The sequence below is a fragment of the Actinophytocola oryzae genome (assembly GCF_004364325.1).
Taxonomy (GTDB): Bacteria; Actinomycetota; Actinomycetes; order Mycobacteriales; family Pseudonocardiaceae; genus Actinophytocola; species Actinophytocola oryzae.
The window spans coordinates 364,795-382,353 of record NZ_SOCP01000008.1; the positions used below are offsets into that span (position 1 = coordinate 364,795).

18 protein-coding genes and 1 pseudogene are annotated in these 17,559 nt (G+C 70.7%); 13 read left to right on the forward strand and 6 right to left on the reverse strand.

The annotated features are described in order from the left end of the window. Positions 1 to 51 precede the first annotated feature (51 nt). The 3 genes from CLV71_RS23290 to CLV71_RS23300 are packed head-to-tail and all read left to right on the forward strand — an operon-like array spanning position 52 to position 2,189. Positions 52 to 822 (forward strand): GGDEF domain-containing protein, encoded by a 771-nt coding sequence (locus tag CLV71_RS23290; protein ID WP_133904951.1) that lies wholly within the window; start codon positions 52 to 54, stop codon positions 820 to 822. A 40-nt stretch (positions 823 to 862) separates the two neighbouring features. Then, positions 863 to 1,558, forward strand: coding sequence for an MBL fold metallo-hydrolase (locus CLV71_RS23295; RefSeq protein WP_133904952.1), 696 nt, complete (start codon positions 863 to 865; stop codon positions 1,556 to 1,558). Between the two features lies 1 nt (position 1,559). Beyond that, on the forward strand, positions 1,560 to 2,189 hold the full coding sequence (locus CLV71_RS23300; protein ID WP_133904953.1) for a hypothetical protein: 630 nt from the start codon (positions 1,560 to 1,562) through the stop codon (positions 2,187 to 2,189). A gap of 270 nt (positions 2,190 to 2,459) precedes the next feature. On the opposite strand, the gene CLV71_RS50450 is transcribed toward CLV71_RS23300, so the two are convergent. Together CLV71_RS50450 and CLV71_RS23310 are read right to left on the reverse strand one after the other, a co-directional pair. Continuing rightward, on the reverse strand, positions 2,460 to 4,328 hold the full coding sequence (locus CLV71_RS50450; protein WP_341771665.1) for a YibE/F family protein: 1,869 nt from the start codon (positions 4,326 to 4,328) through the stop codon (positions 2,460 to 2,462). Between the two features lie 12 nt (positions 4,329 to 4,340). Next, entirely contained in the window at positions 4,341 to 5,441 is a 1,101-nt protein-coding gene (locus CLV71_RS23310; protein WP_243866649.1) for an AAA family ATPase, read from the reverse strand. Between the two features lie 126 nt (positions 5,442 to 5,567). Here CLV71_RS23310 and pqqA point away from each other — a divergent pair, with 126 nt between their 5' ends. From pqqA to idi, 6 genes are all read left to right on the forward strand, one after another. Next, positions 5,568 to 5,666, forward strand: coding sequence for a pyrroloquinoline quinone precursor peptide PqqA (gene pqqA, locus CLV71_RS23315; protein WP_133904954.1), 99 nt, complete (start codon positions 5,568 to 5,570; stop codon positions 5,664 to 5,666). Positions 5,667 to 5,728: 62 nt separating this feature from the next. Continuing rightward, positions 5,729 to 6,427 carry a pyrroloquinoline-quinone synthase PqqC gene (pqqC, locus tag CLV71_RS23320; protein ID WP_133904955.1) on the forward strand — a complete coding sequence of 233 codons (699 nt, stop codon included), beginning with the start codon at positions 5,729 to 5,731 and terminating at the stop codon, positions 6,425 to 6,427. Then, on the forward strand, positions 6,411 to 6,668 hold the full coding sequence (pqqD, locus tag CLV71_RS23325) for a pyrroloquinoline quinone biosynthesis peptide chaperone PqqD (protein WP_133904956.1): 258 nt from the start codon (positions 6,411 to 6,413) through the stop codon (positions 6,666 to 6,668). The genes pqqC and pqqD overlap by 17 nt, the downstream gene beginning before the upstream one ends. Beyond that, positions 6,659 to 7,744: a pyrroloquinoline quinone biosynthesis protein PqqE gene (gene pqqE, locus CLV71_RS23330; RefSeq protein WP_208297700.1), complete on the forward strand. Its 1,086-nt coding sequence runs from the start codon at positions 6,659 to 6,661 to the stop codon at positions 7,742 to 7,744. Before pqqD ends, pqqE begins: the two co-directional genes overlap by 10 nt. Further along, positions 7,741 to 8,616, forward strand: coding sequence for a pyrroloquinoline quinone biosynthesis protein PqqB (gene pqqB, locus CLV71_RS23335; protein ID WP_133904957.1), 876 nt, complete (start codon positions 7,741 to 7,743; stop codon positions 8,614 to 8,616). The genes pqqE and pqqB overlap by 4 nt, the downstream gene beginning before the upstream one ends. A 20-nt stretch (positions 8,617 to 8,636) precedes the next feature. Then, the gene (gene idi, locus CLV71_RS23340; protein WP_243866650.1) at positions 8,637 to 9,224 is read left to right on the forward strand and encodes an isopentenyl-diphosphate Delta-isomerase; all 588 of its coding nucleotides are present in this window, start codon (positions 8,637 to 8,639) and stop codon (positions 9,222 to 9,224) included. A 238-nt stretch (positions 9,225 to 9,462) separates the two neighbouring features. Here idi and pnuC read toward each other — a convergent pair. Next, positions 9,463 to 9,951, reverse strand: a pseudogene (gene pnuC / locus CLV71_RS23345) (nicotinamide riboside transporter PnuC); the annotation flags it as partial. 86 nt (positions 9,952 to 10,037) lie between these two features. Here pnuC and CLV71_RS23350 point away from each other — a divergent pair. After that, positions 10,038 to 10,718, forward strand: coding sequence for an SRPBCC family protein (locus tag CLV71_RS23350; protein ID WP_133904958.1), 681 nt, complete (start codon positions 10,038 to 10,040; stop codon positions 10,716 to 10,718). 740 nt (positions 10,719 to 11,458) lie between these two features. Here CLV71_RS23350 and CLV71_RS23355 read toward each other — a convergent pair. Beyond that, positions 11,459 to 11,824, reverse strand: coding sequence for an MmcQ/YjbR family DNA-binding protein (locus CLV71_RS23355; RefSeq protein WP_133904959.1), 366 nt, complete (start codon positions 11,822 to 11,824; stop codon positions 11,459 to 11,461). A 37-nt stretch (positions 11,825 to 11,861) separates the two neighbouring features. On the opposite strand from CLV71_RS23355, the gene CLV71_RS23360 reads away from it, so the two are divergent. The 3 genes from CLV71_RS23360 to CLV71_RS23370 are packed head-to-tail and all read left to right on the forward strand — an operon-like array spanning position 11,862 to position 15,912. Beyond that, complete coding sequence (locus tag CLV71_RS23360; RefSeq protein ID WP_133904960.1) at positions 11,862 to 12,587, forward strand: phosphotransferase; 726 nt, start codon at positions 11,862 to 11,864, stop codon at positions 12,585 to 12,587. A 44-nt stretch (positions 12,588 to 12,631) separates the two neighbouring features. Continuing rightward, positions 12,632 to 13,942, forward strand: a complete 1,311-nt coding sequence (locus CLV71_RS23365; RefSeq protein ID WP_243866651.1) for an MFS transporter — start codon at positions 12,632 to 12,634, stop codon at positions 13,940 to 13,942. Positions 13,943 to 13,974: 32 nt separating this feature from the next. Continuing rightward, the gene (locus CLV71_RS23370) at positions 13,975 to 15,912 is read left to right on the forward strand and encodes an intein-containing Rv2578c family radical SAM protein (protein WP_208297702.1); all 1,938 of its coding nucleotides are present in this window, start codon (positions 13,975 to 13,977) and stop codon (positions 15,910 to 15,912) included. Between the two features lie 75 nt (positions 15,913 to 15,987). Here CLV71_RS23370 and CLV71_RS23375 read toward each other — a convergent pair whose 3' ends face one another. After that, complete coding sequence (locus CLV71_RS23375; protein ID WP_133904962.1) at positions 15,988 to 16,233, reverse strand: S1 RNA-binding domain-containing protein; 246 nt, start codon at positions 16,231 to 16,233, stop codon at positions 15,988 to 15,990. A 168-nt stretch (positions 16,234 to 16,401) separates the two neighbouring features. Further along, positions 16,402 to 17,397: a hypothetical protein gene (locus tag CLV71_RS23380; protein ID WP_243866652.1), complete on the reverse strand. Its 996-nt coding sequence runs from the start codon at positions 17,395 to 17,397 to the stop codon at positions 16,402 to 16,404. Between the last annotated feature and the right edge of the window lie 162 nt (positions 17,398 to 17,559).

A 17,559-nucleotide genomic window follows, 5' to 3' on the forward strand; every position in this document is an offset into this window, starting at 1 on the left:
GGACCCCGGTCGGACACCTCATCCACAGGTGGAACTGACAGGGGAGAGCAGATGCACACCGCGAAGGTGGGAGCCGGGCAGGGAGACCACCCGGCGCACGCCGACCATCACGAGCACCAGCCGGAGATCGTGGCGCCGCGGACCTCGGGGGATCGTCCGCTGCGTTCGGTGCCCGCGGCGCGCCGTCGCTGCGAGTCGTGCGGTCAGCTGATGACCGACCCGCCGACCGGGTTGATCGAGCGCTGGCACTGGGACGAGGCCGCGGCCGACGTCGTCGCCGCGGCGAGGGGTCGCGGCGAGCCGATCGCGCTGATCATGATCGACCTCGACCGCTTCAAGGATGTCAACGACAGCTACGGGCACCTCGCCGGGGACGCGGTGCTGCGTGCGGTCGCGGACGTCATCAGGGACACGACCCGCGACGGCGACCTCGCCTGCCGCTACGGCGGTTCCGCGGGTGACGAGTTCCTGGTGCTGCTGCCGTCCTCCGAGCTGGACGAGGCACTCGCCGTCGCGGAGCGGATCCGCGCGGGCATCACGGGCATGTCGGTGACGGCCAAGGTCACCCGCGAGCTGTCGGCGACGATCGAGGGCCAGACAGCCTCCATCGGGGTCGCGACGTACGGCCTCGGCGACCTGGTCGAGCTGGACCTCGAGGACCTGATGCTGGACGCGGACGTCTCGCTGCGTGCGGCCAAGCGGCACGGCCGCGACCGCATCTGCGTGGCGAACATGGACGTGACCGGCAACAGCGCGTCGGCCGGCCGAGGCGGTCGTCGAACGACCACCTGGTCGCGTTTCCGTCGTCTGCGTTCGGTGTAGCGGCAGCGGCGCGAGCCGGTCGACACGGTAGGTTCGCCACGTGCTCGTTGTCGGGTTTCCCACCGGTGCCTTCCAGGCCAACTGTTATCTCGTCGCCGCGGGTGAGGGCGAGCCGTGCGTGATCGTCGACCCCGGCCAGGACGCGGTCGAGCCGATCACCGAGGCGTTGCGCAAGTACCGGCTCTCACCGGTCGCGGCGCTGCTGACGCACGGCCACTTCGACCACGTCTTCTCGGTCACCCCGATCTGCGACGGCAACGACATCGCCGCGTGGATCCACCCCGACGACCGGGAGATGCTGAGCGACCCCATGAAGGGGATCAGCCAGCAGGGCCTGTCGTTCTTCGGGGGGCGCCTGGAGATGCGGGAGCCCGCCGAGGTCCGCGAGCTGGTCGACGGCGCGTCGCTCGACCTGGCGGGTCTGTCCATGACCGTCGACCACACTCCAGGGCACACACGTGGCTCCGTCGTCTTCCACACCACGCTGGAGGAGGGCGGCCGCGTGATGTTCGCGGGCGACACGCTGTTCGCGGGCTCGATAGGCCGCACGGACCTGCCGGGCGGCGACATGCGCACGATGTCGAGGACACTGCGCGACAAGATCCTCCCGCTCCCCGACGAGACCGTCGTGCTGCCCGGCCACGGCAACAGCACCACGATCGGCCGCGAGCGCGCGTCGAACCCGTTCCTGCAGGATCTGGACGAGACCGCACCAGGCCCGTCCAGGGGCATGTGACGTGGCGGAGGAGGAGCGGCTCCCGCTCAACCTGACGGAGCTGGCCAGCGCGAGGCGGCGCGGCTGTGTCGCTCTCGGCGGTGCGATCGTGCTGGGTGCCGCGGTCGGCGGGATCGTGGCGTTGTTCGCAGGCCAGACCCCGGCCCTGATCACGGCAGGCGTCGTGATCATCCTGCTGACGTTCGTGTCCCTGGTGGCCGGCACACGGCGGCTGTGGCTGGTCGGCACGACGGTCGTCGCGAAGGCACTGGGCAGCAAACAGGTCGACCTCCGCACGGTGGACAAGATCGAGCTGATGGTGACCGACATCAGAGGCACCAGGACCGTGGGACTGCTACTGACCCGCGGCCGCAAGTCGATCAACCTGGCAGTGGCGATCTACTCGGGTGCTGGTGGGCGTGAGCTGGGCATCCTGGTCCTACGCCGCCTCGCCGACGCACTCGCGAGCAGTGAGAACACCGCGGGGCTGGTGTTCTCCCAACTGCTGGTCGCCCAGCTGAGAGCGGAAGCCAAGGGCGACGCGGCGGCCGACCGCCCGCTGTACCGACTCGCGACGCTGGCCCCGTCCGGCAAGCTCGCCCAACGCCTGAAGCCGGAAGCCATCACGCGCTTCGTGGCCAGCCTGGACTGACTACCCCCGGCTCTCGGACCGTCGCGTCGTCGAGTGGACGGTCTGGGGACTCGTTTGTCTGTGGGCTGCGAGGTGTCTTGTTCGGGTGGTTGCTCTGGGCAGGTCTTCTCGAGTTTGCCGAGTCAGCGAAGTTGCCTTCACCGAGCTGACCTACTCGGTCGATCCGGTCCGGCTCCCGGGCGCCACCCGAGGTGGATGTCGAGCCCAGGGCGGCGTCGGGTTGGCAAGTCGCGTTGCCCATCCCGGGTAGGCGGCCTGGGCCGGATCCGGTCAGTCGAGCCGTCGCGAGTCCCGGCTCTCCGACTCCGGCCGCGCCCGCCGGAGCGGGAAGTCGTCGAGGTCCTCGTCAGGATCCCAGTCGGCGGCTGGCCTGGCCCCGTTTCCCCCTCCAAGTCCTGCCCGCCGCTCCACTCCCTCTCGCGGGGCACGAGTACCCGCCCGCTCACGAGAATCCGTCCCGTCCCGGCCATCCCGCGACGTCGCCCGTTCCCGTGCTCGATCCCTGGAGTCCGTTCCATCCCGTAAGGCAGCTCGGTCCACGCCGTGCGGGGTATCGGCCCGGCCACGTGCCGCGGGTCGCACCCGGGGCTCCGCGCCCTCCCGCGCATCCGCCCGCTCTCGCGGAGAGACTCGTCCCCGCGAACTCGCCCGTTCCCGCGAATCCGCCCTTTCCCGGCCACCCGCCTCCCGGCCGTCCGCTCTCCGCCGCTCCGACCCGCCCGACCTCTCCCGCCCGTCCGCCCGCTCCCGCGACCCAGACCGCTCCCGGCCGCCGGTCCGTTCCCGGCCCTCCACGTCCCGCGCCCCCACCTTCTCCCGGTCACGCGGCCGCCGCTCCTCATCCGCGGACTTCCTCGACCGACCCCGCTGCTCCGACGCCGGCTTCTCCTGCGCCGCGACGGCCGCGGCCAGCACGGTGGTCAACGGCACCGCCGCCACGATCCCGATACTGCCCACCAGCGTCCGCACGATCTCCTGCGCGATCGACTGCGACGTCAAGATGTTCCCGATCCCCACCCCGGAGATGGACGTGTAGAGCAACAACGGCAACGCGGCACCCGCATACGCCATCACCAGCGTGTTGACCGCGGACGCCACGTGGTCCCGGCCGATCCGCAACCCCGCCGCGTACAGCTGCCGCCGCGTCAGCGACGGGTTCGCCGCCCGCAGCTCCCACACCGCGCTCGTCTGGGTGACCGTCACGTCGTCCAGCACACCCAGCGCACCGATGACCACCCCGGCGAGCAACAACCCCCGCGTGTCGATCGGCTTGTCGAGCAGCCCGACCAGCGTCGCCGTCTCGTCGTCCAAGCCCGTCAGCTTCCCGAACGCCGCCCACAGCGCGCCGAGCACCCCGATCAGCGTCAGGCTGATCATCGTCCCGAGCACGGCCGTCGACGTCCGCGCGGACAGCCCGTGCGTCAGGTACAGCACCACGAACATGATCACGCCCGCGCCGACCACCCCGACCAGCAGCGGGCTCTCGCCGGCGAGGATCGCGGGCAGCACGAAGAACACCAGCACCACGAAGCTGATCACCAGCGCGACGAGCGCCTTCACACCCTGCCACCGGCCCAGCACCAGCACCGCCAGCGCGAACAAACCGGCCAGCAGCACGAGCGGGATGTCCCGCTGGAAGTCCACCAGCTGGTAGGAGGTCCCGTCCGCCGGGTCACCGCCGCCGTAGGCGAGCACGACCTTGTCGTTCACGGCGAACCGCGGCGTGGACGGCTCCAGCGGCACGACCGTCCGGATCTCCTGGTTCGGCGCCGCGCCGTCGGTCATACGCACGGTGACCAGCAGGCACTTGGCCGCGTCACCCGCCGCCGCGTCGCCGTTGCACGCCCCGGTGCTCGCGGCCGTGACCACGCCGTCCACCGGCGTCCCGGCACCGGCACGCACCTCCGGTTTGGCGCCGAACGGGTACAGCAGCACCACGCCGACCACGGCTGCCAGCGCGAACGGGACCAGCAGGATCCCGATGACCGTCCGCACCCGGCGCGACGCGGGCGGTGCCGGTGTGTGCCCGTGACCGTGGCCGTGCCCGACGACCACGTCGTGCTCGTCGTGCTCGTCGTGCTCGTCCGGTTCGTCCCGGTCGGTCACCCGGGGGATCCGTTCGGTCTCGCCGTCGTACACCCGCGCAGTGTCTCAGGCCGTCAACGGGTCACTGAACCGGAAGTGACGTGCCAGTAGATCGTCACACACGGTGACCGCCTGGGACAGTCGTCCCTCCGCCGTGCCGGAGACCTTCACCCACGGCACACCGCGCGCGGCGAGCAGCTCCTCGAACCGGCCGGTCATCCACTCCCGCCGGTGTTCGCCGTCGCGCCAGCCGTCCTGCTCGAACGGCACCCCCGCGTGGTCGGTCAGCAGGTACAGCGCGGGCCTGCGATCGGTCGCGACGTCCGGGTGGGCCGCGCCGAGGTACCGCTCGCACCACACGGTCGCCGCCCACGCGTCGCTGTCGCACACGAGCAGCGGTCCACCCCGCCGCGCGGCGAAGTCCTCCCGGCGAGCCTGCGCCCGGGCGACGTCGACGAAGTCCCCGACGGTCCAGACGAGGTCGTCGAGCGGCGGGGGAGTGCCGCCCGCGAACGCCGTCGCGGCGGCCAGCTTGTCCTCGGTGTGACGCCTGCCCTCCTCGGCGACCCACTCCGTGCCGTAGTGCGCGGCGAGCGCACGGCTCAGCGTCGTCGTCCCGGTCGACTCGGCGCCGACCACGACCACCCGCGCGCACAGCCCGGCGCGGGTGGCGGGCGCGAGGTACCCCCAGTGCGCGGGCATGTCCGCGCGCACCGCCGTGCCGGACACCGCGACCACGGTCCGGTCCGGGTCGACCGCGACGTGCTTGGCCCCCAGCCTGCTCGCCAGCTCGGCGCCGTAGGCCTCACTGGAGAACACGGCGTCGACGGGCGCCCCGCGCGGGTCGCCGTCGGCGATGGCACGCCGGGCCAGCACCGACCGCACCACGCCGACGTGCAGGTCCCAGGCCGTGTCGTCGTGGAAGTCGATCGGGTGGTCGTCGACATCGCCGATGATCGCGACACCCCTGTCGACGGCGTGCTCGTCGGCGAGCCACCGCACCCGGTCGGCCAGCGGAACCGACTCGACGGTGGCGCCGAGGACCGCGACCGTCGTCCGGTGCGACCGTGCCGCCGCGGCCCTGACCAGCCGGTGGTGACCGGCGTGGGGCGGGTAGAACTTCCCGAGCACGAGGGCGTGGTTGAACATGTCGGCATCGTCCCCCATGTCCCCGAACGGACCGGAGGGTGGCAGGCGAATCAGCGGAAAACGCTTGCCTGGCGCTCTTGGCAGCGGCCGCATTCCGGTTACGCTGGTGGACGTCGGATTATGACGCACACTGAGGGAGGTCACATGGACGCCATCGACCTGGAGGTCTGGACCACTCCGGACTTCGTCGAGTACGAGACACCGATGGAGGTCACCGCCTACGCCATGCGTATGGAGGACTGACCGCGAACCTGCCGGCGCGGCCCCGCGCCGGAGTCGCGCCGGCAGCACATCGGAGGTATGCCATGATTCGCACCCCCGACGAGTTCGTCACCGAGCTTCGCGGCCTGTCCCACCGCTACTGGGGCACACATCCGTTCCACCAGCGCATGCACGCGGGCGAGCTGACCCGCGACGAGCTGCGGACCTGGGCCGCGAACCGCTGGTACTACCAGTGCGTGCTGCCGCGGAAGGACGCGGCGATCATCAGCAACTGCCCCGATCCGGAGATCCGGCGTGCCTGGCTCGACCGGATCGTCTACCACGACGGAACTTCCGGCGACGACACCGAGAGCGGCAGGGAACGCTGGCTGCGCCTGTGCGAGGCCGTCGGTCTCAGGCGTGCGGAAGTGCTTGCCGAGACGCAGGTCGTGCCCGGCGTGCGGTTCGCGGTCGACGCGTACGTGACCTTCGCCCGTACCAGGCCGTGGCTGGAGGCGATCGCGTCCGGACTGACGGAGATGTTCTCCGGACACCTCATGCAGCGCCGGGTCGCGGACATGCTGGCGAAGTACGACTGGATCTCCCGCGCCGACCTCGCGTACTTCACGAACCGCATCGACGCGGTGTCCGGCGAGGGGAAGTCCACACTGGACATCGTGGTGCGCCACAGCATCACCCGGGAGCAGCAGGACGCCGCGATCGCGGCCCTCTCGTTCAAGTGCGACGTCCTCTGGTCCATGCTGGACGCGATCGACCTGGCCTGCCGTGACCGGCAAACCTAGGCTCCGCAAGGGAGTCCGGCTCACCTTCGACAAGACGCGGGACACGCACGTCCTCCTCTTCCCGGAGGGTGTGCTGGTGCCGAACGCGACGGCCGCCGCCGTGCTCGCACTGTGCGACGGGAGGTCCACAGTGGACGAGATAGCCGAGGCGCTCGGTCGCAGGTACCGGGGAGTCCGGCCGCAGGACGTGACGGACGTGCTGGCACGCCTGGAAAGCAGGAGGGTCGTCGAATGGACGTGAACGTCGCGCCGCCGCTCGGCATGCTGGCCGAGCTGACGCACCGCTGCCCGCTGCACTGCCCGTACTGCTCCAACCCGGTCGAGCTGGTCGGGCGCCGCGACGAGCTGACCACCGACCAGTGGCTCGACGTGCTCGACCAGGGCCGTGACATTGGCGTGCTGCAGGTGCACCTGTCGGGTGGCGAGCCACTCGCCCGCCGGGACCTGCCCGCGCTGGTGACGCGTGCCTCGGACCTCGGCTGCTACGTCAACCTGGTGACCAGCGGCCTCGGACTGACGGCCGAGCGTATGGACGACCTGGTGGACCGCGGCCTCGCGCACGTGCAGCTGTCGGTGCAGGGCCCGGACGCCGTGCGTGCCGACAGGATCGCGGGCACGCGCGCGCACTCGCACAAGCTCACCGCCGCGGCACTCGTCAAGGACCGGGACCTGCCGCTGACCGTGAACGTGGTGCTGCACAAGGCGAACCACGACGTCGGCGCGCTCATCGCGTTGGCGGAGCGGATGGGTGCCGACCGGCTGGAGCTGGCGAACACCCAGTACTACGGCTGGGCGCTGCGCAACCGCGAGGCGCTGATGCCGACCCCGGAACAGCTCGCCGAGGCCGAGCCGGTCGTGCGTGCCGCGTCCGAACGCCTGCGCGGCACGATGGAGATCGTCTACGTGGTGGCGGACTACTACGAGCCGTACCCGAAGCCGTGCATGTACGGCTGGGGTTCGCGCCAGCTGACGGTGGCGCCGAACGGCGACGTGCTGCCTTGCCCGGCGGCGTCGGTGATCGAGACGCTGCGGATCGAGAACGTGCTTTCTCGGCCGCTGCGGGAGATCTGGTACGACTCGGAGTCGTTCAACGCCTACCGGGGCGAGGAGTGGATGTCCGAGCCGTGCCGCACGTGCGATCGCAGGGCGGTTGACTTCGGCGGCTGCCGCTGCCAGGCGTTCCAGCTGCTCGGCGACGCGTCCGCGACCGACCCGGTGTGCTCGCGCTCGCCGGACCGGCAGGTGGTCGACCTGTTGCTGGAGCCACCGTCGCAGACACCGGAGTTCGTGATGCGCGGACCGGCGGTGGTCCGGTGAGGGCCCTGCTGCTGGGGACGGCGGCCGGCGGCGGGTTCCCGCAGTGGAACTGCGCGTGCCGGCTGTGCGCCGAGTGCCGTGCCGGAGCGATACCGCCGCGAACACAGGACTGCCTGGCGGTGAGCGCCGACGGCGTCGGGTGGTACCTGGTCAACGCGTCGCCGGACATCCGAGCCCAGGTCCTCGCGACCCCGTCGCTGGCGCCCGGCCCCGGCCCGCGTGACACGCCCCTGCGCGGTGCCCTGCTGACCGACGCCGAACTGGACCACACGCTGGGCCTGATGCTTCTGCGCGAGGGCGCGGGCCTCCAGGTGTTCGCGCCACCCGCGGTCATCTCGGCCTTGTCGGAGAACTTCCCGATCCGCGACACGGTCGCCAGGTACGGCGCGTGGGACTGGTCGAGCACGGTCGAGATCCCCGGCCTCGCGGTGACGTCGTTCGCGGTGAGCGACAAGCAGCCGAAGTACGCCCGCGGCTCGACGGCACCGGGTCCGTGGGTGGTGGCGTACCGGATCGCCGACCCGGCGACCGGGGGAGCGCTGGTGTACGCGCCGTGCCTGCGCGAATGGCCGGACGGCTTCGACGACTTCTTGGCAGGCGCGAAGGTCGTGCTCCTGGACGGCACGTTCTTCTCGCCGGCCGAGATGGCGGGCACGGGCACGACCACGGCGGCGCAGAAGGCGATGGGCCACGTCCCGATCGACGGCCCGGACGGAAGTCTGGCGCGGATCGGGAAGCACAGCGGCATCCTGTGGGGCTACACGCACCTGAACAACACGAACCCGGCGCTGGACCCGAGGTCCCCCGAGTACGCGTCGGTGCGGGAGGCGGGCGTGGAACTACCCCCGGATGGAACAGAGTTCGTGGTCTGACCTCGGGCTACGATCGGGGGGTGACGGAACAGGTCGTCCTGCTGGACGAACAGGGGCGGGGCATCGGCGTTTCCGACAAGGCGACCGTGCACCACGAGAACACGCCACTCCACCTCGCGTTCTCGTGCTACGTGTTCAACCCGCGGGGCGAGCTGCTGGTCACGAGACGGGCCCGCGCGAAGAAGACCTGGCCAGGCGTGGTGACGAACACCTGCTGTGGCCACCCCGCGCCGTCGGAGCCGTTCACCGGGGCGGTGACCCGCAGGCTCGCCGACGAGCTGGGCCTGCCTGCGCCCGAGGTCGACCTGCTGCTGCCGAGATTCCGCTACCGGGCCGAGATGCCCAACGGCGTCGTCGAGAACGAGCTGTGCCCGGTCTTCCGCGCGGTGACCGATGCCGTGCCCTCGGCGTCCCCGGAGGAGGTGGACGAGGTGGGCTGGATGTCGTGGCCGCTGTTCGTCAGCCTGGTGACGGGTGGCGAGCTGGCCGTGTCGCCGTGGTGCCGGGAGCAGGTGCCACAGCTGACGGCACTGGGCCCGGACCCGCTGGCGTGGCCGACCGCCGACGACGCCGACCTACCGGCCGCCGCCCGGGGTGTCGTGGTCTAGTGCCGCGTCCAGGCGAGGAGGGCACGTTTCTCCGCGGCCCAGGCGGCCGCTGGCGGCGTTGCCGGAAAGCCCGAGTACAACCCGGTACGAGCGGCTTCCCGGCGCCTTGCCAGCGACCACCTGGATCCACGGATAAACGACCCTCCCCACCTGGACACGGCACTAGTTCAGTCAGGCGGAGGCTGGTCAGCCAGCTGCGTAGCCCGTAGACGCACAGGGCGAGGAAGCCGACGTAGAGGACGGCCGTGAGCCAGAGGTCCTTGTAGGCGTAGAGCGGCACGTAGATGACGTCGGCCGCGATCCAGAGCCACCACGACTCGAGCTTCTTGCGTGCCTGACCCCAGGTGGCGAGCAGGGACAGGACGGTGGTCGCGGCGTCGGGCAGCGGCACGGTCGAGTCGGTCACCGAGTCGAGCAGGAACGTGAGCACGGCGGTGGCCGCCACGCCGACCACCCCGAGGACGACCCACTGGCCAGTAGCGGTCCGACTGACGCCGAGGGTCGAGTGCTGGTGGCCGCCCCGCAGCCAGGCCCACCACCCGTAGACGGCCAGCACGAGGTAGACGACCTGCAGGCCGGCATCGGCGTAGATCCCGGCCGCCCAGAAGAGGATCAAGAACGTGATGTTGTTGGCGATCCCGATGGGCCAGTTCCAGACGTTCTGACGTGCGACGAGCCACACGCACAGGGCTCCCGAGACGAAACCAAGGATCTCGACGGGATCCATCCCAGCCTCTCTTCAGCGTTGACTTATATAAGTAACACTCGATATATTGCTGCTCCAGAACCCGATGAAACCAGGAGAGTCCGTCGATGATCGATGTCGTCCAACAGGTCAACGCCGTGAGCCGCGAGGTGGGCACCCGAGTGTTCGGCCCGGGAGAGGCACGCGTGGTGAAGGTGACGCAGACCTACGCCGCGGACCCGGAGGACGTGTGGGACGCGTGCACGAGCCCGGAACGCCTGGCGAGGTGGTTCCTGCCCGTGACGGGTGAGCTCAGGCTGGGGGGCCGGTACCAGCTGGAGGGCAACGCGGGTGGCACGGTCGAGCGCTGTGATGCGCCCAAGAGCTTCTTCGTGACGTGGGAGATGGGTGACCAGGCCAGCTGGCTCGAGGTCCGGGTGGTACCCGAGGCGCAGAGCAGGACGCGCCTGGAGCTGGAACACATCGCCCATGTGTCCGACGACCTGTGGGACCAGTTCGGCCCAGGTGCCGTGGGCCTCGGCTGGGACCTCACCATGCGGAGCCTGGCGACGCACCTGGCTCCTGACGAGCCGGACCTGATCCCGGCGGAAGCGGCGGCGTGGCCACTGTCCCCGGAGGGCGTGGAGTTCGTGTCGGGATGCGCGGAGGCCTGGTACCGGGCGGACGTGGCCTCCGGGCACGAGGAGTCCAAGGCCAGGGCGGCAGCAGACCAGGCGAAAGCTTTCTACACCACCGCACCGGAACCCCCGTCGGACGCCACGGACACAACCGAACCCAAGGCCGAGTGACTCAGGCTCCGCTCGCGTCGTGCCAGTCACTGGCCTTGCCGTCGATCGCCCGTGCCAGCGGGCTTGGGCCGACCGCGGGGCCGGTGACTCGCGCCTGTGGGTGCCATGCCACGCGGCGGCCCGCCTCAGGCAGTCAGGCAGGCGGGCCTGAGACCGACTGACTCGCACCCACTCACGCAGCGCCACCCAACGGCCTCACTTCCGGCCATGCTGGCGCCGGATAGCGCATCGCCTCGATCGCACACGCAGGCGGCCTTGACCGTGGCCAACGCGAACGGGTGCGAGTCACCCAGCCTGGCGTCGGCGCAAGGGGAGCATCGAGGTCACATGACTTGAGCCCCGCGCAGTGTGCGACTCACCGCCCGATCGTCGAGGCTGGCGGCCCTGACTGAGCCCCGAGGTCACGTGACTTGAGCCCCCGCGCTGCTGTGCGCGACTCACCGCCCCGATCGCCCAGGCTGGCGGCCCTGAACCGAACCCAAGGTCACTCGACTCGCGCCCAGCCGTGCCAGTCGGCGGCCTGGCCTTCGATCGGCCTTGCCGGAGAGTTCCACCGACCCAAGGCCAGTCGAAGCGCCTCGCGCCCGGCGACCCGCCCCTCGCCACCCAGCTGCCCACCCTGATAGCTCACGCAGGCTGGCTCGACCGACCCGAAGGCCGACTCGCTCCACCCGTCGGCCCACCTGCGGCCCGTCCCCCGAGGCCAGGCGGCCCGCATCCGATCCCCACCCAGACGCCCCTCACCCGTCCAACCGCGCCACCAACCCACGCGGCGCCTGCAACCGATAAGCGTCCGTCAGCAACTCCCGAACCTCACCCCACTTCACCCGCCCCACGTCCAACCGCAGCGCCGCCCACCCCCGCGCCCCGAGGTACGCAGGCACATAGAACCGCGACGGATCCGAGCGAACCAGCGCCTCCTGTTCTCCCGGCCCTGCCTTGAACGCCACCCCCACCACCCCGTCCCCATGGTGGTCGTCGAGGAAGTAACCGAACGTCTTCTTCCGCACGGCCAGGGTCAGGTCACGGTCACCACGACACGTCGCCTCCGGCAGCTCGGCGACGATCGCGGCGATCCGCTCGCGAAGACCCTGGTTCTCGGACATGAGAAAAGGCTAGCCCGGACCACCGACAATCCCGGGTATGGAACACGTCCTCACAGGTGGGAACGTCGCGGCCGCCGTCGTCAGGGTCGGCGACACCGTCCGCAAACCCGTCACCCCGGCGACCCCGGCAGTAGAAGCCCTCCTGAACCACCTCGACGGCTTCCCAGGTGCCCCCCGACACCTCGGCCGCGACGACCAGGGACGCCAGGTCCTCGAATACATCCCCGGCACAGTCGGCGACCTCCCCGAGACCAACCACGAACTGCACCGCGTCGGCCGCCTCATCCGCGACCTCCACGACGCCCTCCAGGACTTCAGCCCACCACCAGACGCCCGCTGGCACGTCGTCATCCCACCCGACCGCGAGGACCTGGTCTGCCACCACGACCTCGCACCGTGGAACCTGGTCCGCGCACACAACCGCTGGGTCTTCATCGACTGGGACGGCGCCGGCCCCGGCTCCCGCCTGTGGGACCTCGCCTACGCGGCACAGAGCTTCGTCTCCATGACCCGAACGAGCGACCCCCACACGGACGCCCCAAGACTAAGAGCCCTCGCCGACGGCTACGGCCTCGACGACCACCAGCGTGCCGAACTACCGGAACATATCGGAGCTCACACGAGAGGCATGTACGACCTCCTCCGCACGTCGAAGGAAGAGCCCTGGACCCGCCTGTACGCGGAGGGTCACGCCGACCACTGGGGCCCCGCGGCCGACTACGTCGAGCGCCACCTCGACGTCTGGCGCACGGCCCTGCGCTGACGCTGCGGCGGCGAGCGACATGTGCCGACACGACAATGACGATCATGCTCCGTTCGCCGTTGCTCGTCGTGATGTGCGTCGGCTACTTCCTCGTCCTGCTGGACGTCACCGTGGTCAACGTGGCGCTGCCCGCCATCGGCACGTCGCTCGACGCAGACCCGACCGGACTCCAGTGGGTGGTCGACGGCTACGCGCTCGCCCTCGCGGGGCTCCTCCTCGTCGGCGGCACGGTCGGTGACGTCCACGGCCACAAACGGGTGGTAATCACCGGACTAGCTGTATTCGGCCTGGCCTCACTCGCGTGCGGCCTCGTCCCCGGCGTCGGCTGGCTCGTCGGCGCCCGCTTCGCACAGGGTGCCGGTGCCGCACTGCTCCTCCCGGGCACCCTCGCGATCATCACCGACGCGTTCCCCGACCGCGCCGCACGAGCCCGAGCCATCGGCGTCTGGGCAAGCGTCGGCAGCGCGGCACTGCCGGCAGGCCCACTGCTCGGTGGACTACTCGTCGCAGTCGGATGGCGCACGGTCTTCTTCCTCAACGTCCCGATCGTGCTGGTCGCCGCGATCGTCACGGCACGCGTCGCCACCAACCGCGAACACACCGGCGCCCGGCGCGCCGACTGGCTCGGCGCCGTCCTGGCCACGGCCCTCCTCACCACCGTCACCTTCGCGGTCATCGAGCAGGCCTGGTGGCTGCTGGCCGTGTCGGCCGCGCTCCTTGCCGCGTTCGTCGCCGCAGAACGCGCGACCACCGATCCCATGCTCCCGCCGAGACTGTTCCGCAAACCCACGTTCTCGGTGGCCAACGCCGTGGCGGGCACGATGAACCTGTGCACCCTGGGCCTCCTCTTCCTGGTCACGCAGTACCTGCAGACCGTCCGGCACCTCTCGGCCCTCGCCGCCGGACTGTCGCTCCTCCCGCTGTTCCTCCCCCTCCCGCTCCTCGCCCCGGCCATCGGCCGCCTCACCGGCCGGATCGGCCCCCGCCGGCCCGTGGCCGCAGGTCTCGCGCTGGCCGCCGCGGGCTTCGCCCTACTGACCGCGATCGGCACGGACTCGTCCTACTGGGCGCTCCTGCCCACCCTGCTGCTCTGGGGCACCGGCCTCGGCCTGCTGACCCCGTCGGTGGTAGCCGCCGCGGTCGGCGCGGTCGAGGAACGCTCGGGCCTGGCGTCGGCGGTCAACAACACCGCACGACAGGCGGGCGGCGCGGTCGGGATCGCGGCCTTCGGCGCGCTCGCGGGCGACGCGTCGAACACCGGATCGTTCGTCTCGGGCATGCACGTCGCAGGGCTCGTCTCCGTCGCGTTGTTCCTGGTAGCGGCCCTGTCCACAGGCTTAATCAGGTCAGATTGACAAAAGATCGAACACGTGTTCGACTGTACCGCGTGCGATGGGACAGCCAGCGAGTCGAGCAGCAAACCGACCGTGAAGGCCAACAGGCGTTGCCCGGTCTACCCGGGTTGATGCGCAGTGTCCGCACCCCGGAGTTCGCCGGCACGGTGTTCCACGAGGTGCGGGCCAAGTCCGTGCTGAACCGGGTCCCCGGGCAGTCGCGGATGCCGTTCGAGTGGACGGTCAACCCGTACCGGGGCTGTAGTCACGGCTGCCGGTACTGCCTCGCGGGCGACACGCCGGTCCTCATGGCCGACGGGCGCACGAAACCGATCTCCGCACTGGCGGTGGGGGACCGCATCTACGGCACCGAGCGGGTCGAGAGCCGCCGCCGGTACGTCACCACCACGGTGCTGGCGCACTGGACCACGGTCAAACCGGCCTTCCGCCTGACGTTGCGGGACGGCACACAGCTCATCGCCAGCGGCGACCACCGCTTCCTCACCGACCGGGGCTGGCGGCACGTCGCGGGCGGCGCCTGCGCGGACGAGCGGCAGATCCTCGAACCCGGCGACCGGCTGGTGGGCACCGGCGGGTTCGCGACAGCGCCCAAGGGCGGCGTCGACTACCGGTGCGGCTACCTGGCCGGTATCGCCGCGGGGCACGGCGAGCCGGTCGATCCCCAGGTCCTCGCCAGGGCGAGGGAGTACCTCACCGGCGACGAGTCGATCAGCCTGCCGATCGAGTACCCGCATGTGCCGAGCGAGGAGTGGCACAAGGGGTTCCTGGCCGGTGTGTACGACGTCGACGGGGACTTCGCGCAGAGCAGGTTGCGCATCGGCCGCACCGGCCGGACCGCGGTGCCAGTCGTCGCGGAAGCCCTGCGCCGACTGGGTTTCGAGTACGTGCTGGAGGACGTGGGCAACCGCAGCGGGCTCTACCGGATGCGGGTCGCGGGCAGCCTCGGCGAGCACCTCCGGTTCCTGCACACCACCGACCCGGCGCACACGGGCACCGGCGAGCTGTCCGGCGTGATGCTGCGGTCCGGCATGCGGCTGTCCGTCTCCATGGTCGAGCCGCTCGACCTGGACCTCACGCTGTACGACATCACCACCGGCACCGGCGACTTCATCGCCAACGGCGTGGTCAGCCACAACTGTTTCGCCCGCCGCACCCACGAGTACCTCGACATGGACGCGGGCAACGACTTCGACTCGCAGATCGTGGTCAAGGTCAACGCGCCCGAGGTGCTGGCCGGCCAGTTACGGGCGCCACGCTGGGACCGCCAACCCGTCGCGATGGGCACCAACACCGACCCCTACCAGCGGGCCGAGGGCCGCTACCGGCTCATGCCCGGCATCATCCGCGCGCTCGCCGACAGCGGGACGCCGTTCAGTATCCTCACGAAGGGCACCGTCCTGTCGCGGGACCTGCCGCTGCTGTCCGAGGTCAGCAGGGATGTGCCGGTGGGGATCGGCGTGTCGATCGCACTGGTGGACCGGGAGCTGCAGCGCAACCTGGAACCCGGCACGGCGAGCCCGCAGGCCCGGTTGGAGCTGGTTCGCAGGGCGGTCGAGGCCGGCCTGCCGTGCGGGGTGTTCGTGGCGCCGGTCCTGCCGCACCTCACCGACTCGGTCGAGCAGCTCGACGCGCTGCTCGCGGCGATCACGGACACGGGTGCGTCCGGCGTGACAGTGCTGCCGCTGCACCTGCGCCCCGGCGCGCGGGAGTGGTTCATGGCCTGGCTCGCGCGTGAGCACCCGAACCTGGTGCCTGCCTACCAGCGGATCTACGCCAGGGGCAGCAACGCGGACGCGCGGTACCGACGATGGCTCGGCGCCCGCGTCGGCCCGCTCTTACGCAGGCACGGCCTCGACCGGAAGGCGGACCGCGCCGCCGACCCCGCGGAACCGGGCTGGCCGGAAGGCAGCCTGACCGAGGGCACCCGGCAGGACCAACCCGTACAGCAGGAGCAGCTCACCCTGCTCTGACGAACGGTGCGCGAGGGCCGGCGCCTGCCCTCGCGCACCGTCAGGTCACGCCGCCGTGCACCACCTCGGGGCGGGTCATGTCGCCGCGAGGCTCACGCGTCGCTGCTGCTCGTCGATCTGGACGACGCGCACGGCGATGGTCGCGCCGACCTCCGGCTCGACGAGCATCGCCGAGGCCGGCAGCAGGCCGGGGATGCCGGGGCCGACGGTCACGAGCGCGCCGAAGGGCACCAACTGCGTGATGGTGGCTTCGAAGGACCGCTCACGGATGTCGGCGACGAACGCCTGCCACATGTCGCTGGACACCAGGGGTTGGGACACACAAACACCTCCTTCCGCTGTCCCGTAGGGCGAATCGGGATACGAAGGAGGTGTTCGGCGGGCCTCTGGCCCGCCTGAGGTTCACGAAGTGGCCGGGAGGCCTCTCCGTGCGCGGCCAAAGGCCGACCCGGCAGTCACGCCGAGAAGATTAGCAGGCTGCGGCGGGGTTCAGGCGCGTTCGCGTGGCCAGTCCCACCGCACGCAGAACGTGCCAGGGCCGAAGTCGAGTGCCACGGCGTGGGCCTGCCCGTTGGGTGTGACCTCGACCTTGCGCCGCGTCGTGGTCTGCTCCTCCGGGTTGACCGTGTACAGCTCGCAGTACGCGGGCAGCGCGTCCGGGTCGAACTGCAGCTCCAGCACGAACTCACGCACCGGCGTGGTGAAGCGGCGGCAGTAGCTGTCGTCGCCACGCGAGTAGGGCGGCCCGGGGAAGTTGAGTGCGTAGTCGACGATCGCGGTCTCCCCGCGGACCAGCGGCGTGTCGAGGATGATCTCCGCGACGATGATGCCCGCGTCCTCGTCCCTGGCGACCCGGCCGATCTTGCATGACTGCTGCGAGTCGACCTCGGGGAACGGCCTGCCCGGCCGCTCGAGGTCGTAGACCATGACTGTCCGGTCCATGCCGTCCCGCTCGGCGCGCAGCACCTGCCGCACGGCGATCCGCCGCTCACCGCGGTCGGTCGCGATGTCCATGCGGTCGTGCTGCGAGAGCTTCGTCAGTGCCGTCTCGGTGGTGAAGTCGATCTGCTTGAGCAGCTTCGACACCGGCTCGCTCGCCGGGAACAGCGACGGGATCGGCACCCGCGACGACTCGCGCTGCACCCGGCCACGGGGGCGGGGCGGCCCGAGTAACGCGATCAGCGACCCCGGGGCGACCCCGAGCACCGACTCCAGATGACCAAGGGCGGCAAGGGACTCCGCTCGTTCGGGCCTTCGCCTGCCGGACTGCCAGTAGCTCAGTGCGGTGACGCTGACCGAGACGCCCCGTGCCCGTAACCGGTACTGGATCCGGTCCAGGCTCAGGCCGCTGGCCTGGATCGCCGTGCGCAGCGCGGTGGGAAACGCGTCCGCGGCGAGGTTGTCGACGGGGTGTGGCAGCGTGCGTCGCACGTCGCCGGCTCGATGCAGCTCCCGAACTGGTTCGCGCGTCGCGCCGCCACCCATCGTGGTCTCCTCGCGTTCTCCCCAGCCGTGCTTTACCTACCATCAGGTAACCAACACCCTACGACGTAACGTCCTGCCTAGGTAGCCATGACGTTAAATCCGACAGCCGGAGCGAGGCCTCGTCCTCGTGACGTATCGGTGCGCAGGGATATCGTAGCGCCG

Coding starts and splice junctions, on each gene's coding strand:
- CLV71_RS23310 (WP_243866649.1), bottom strand. CDS start 5,441: ATGGGGGACGATGCCGACATGTTCAACCACGCCCTCGTGCTCGGGAAG.
- CLV71_RS23355 (WP_133904959.1), bottom strand. CDS start 11,824: ATGTCCGAGAACCAGGGTCTTCGCGAGCGGATCGCCGCGATCGTCGCC.
- CLV71_RS23380 (WP_243866652.1), bottom strand. CDS start 17,397: ATGGGTGGCGGCGCGACGCGCGAACCAGTTCGGGAGCTGCATCGAGCC.
- pqqE (WP_208297700.1), top strand. CDS start 6,659: ATGGACGTGAACGTCGCGCCGCCGCTCGGCATGCTGGCCGAGCTGACG.
- pqqA (WP_133904954.1), top strand. CDS start 5,568: ATGGACGCCATCGACCTGGAGGTCTGGACCACTCCGGACTTCGTCGAG.
- CLV71_RS23290 (WP_133904951.1), top strand. CDS start 52: ATGCACACCGCGAAGGTGGGAGCCGGGCAGGGAGACCACCCGGCGCAC.
- CLV71_RS23365 (WP_243866651.1), top strand. CDS start 12,632: ATGCTCCGTTCGCCGTTGCTCGTCGTGATGTGCGTCGGCTACTTCCTC.
- CLV71_RS23360 (WP_133904960.1), top strand. CDS start 11,862: ATGGAACACGTCCTCACAGGTGGGAACGTCGCGGCCGCCGTCGTCAGG.
- pqqC (WP_133904955.1), top strand. CDS start 5,729: ATGATTCGCACCCCCGACGAGTTCGTCACCGAGCTTCGCGGCCTGTCC.
- CLV71_RS23350 (WP_133904958.1), top strand. CDS start 10,038: ATGATCGATGTCGTCCAACAGGTCAACGCCGTGAGCCGCGAGGTGGGC.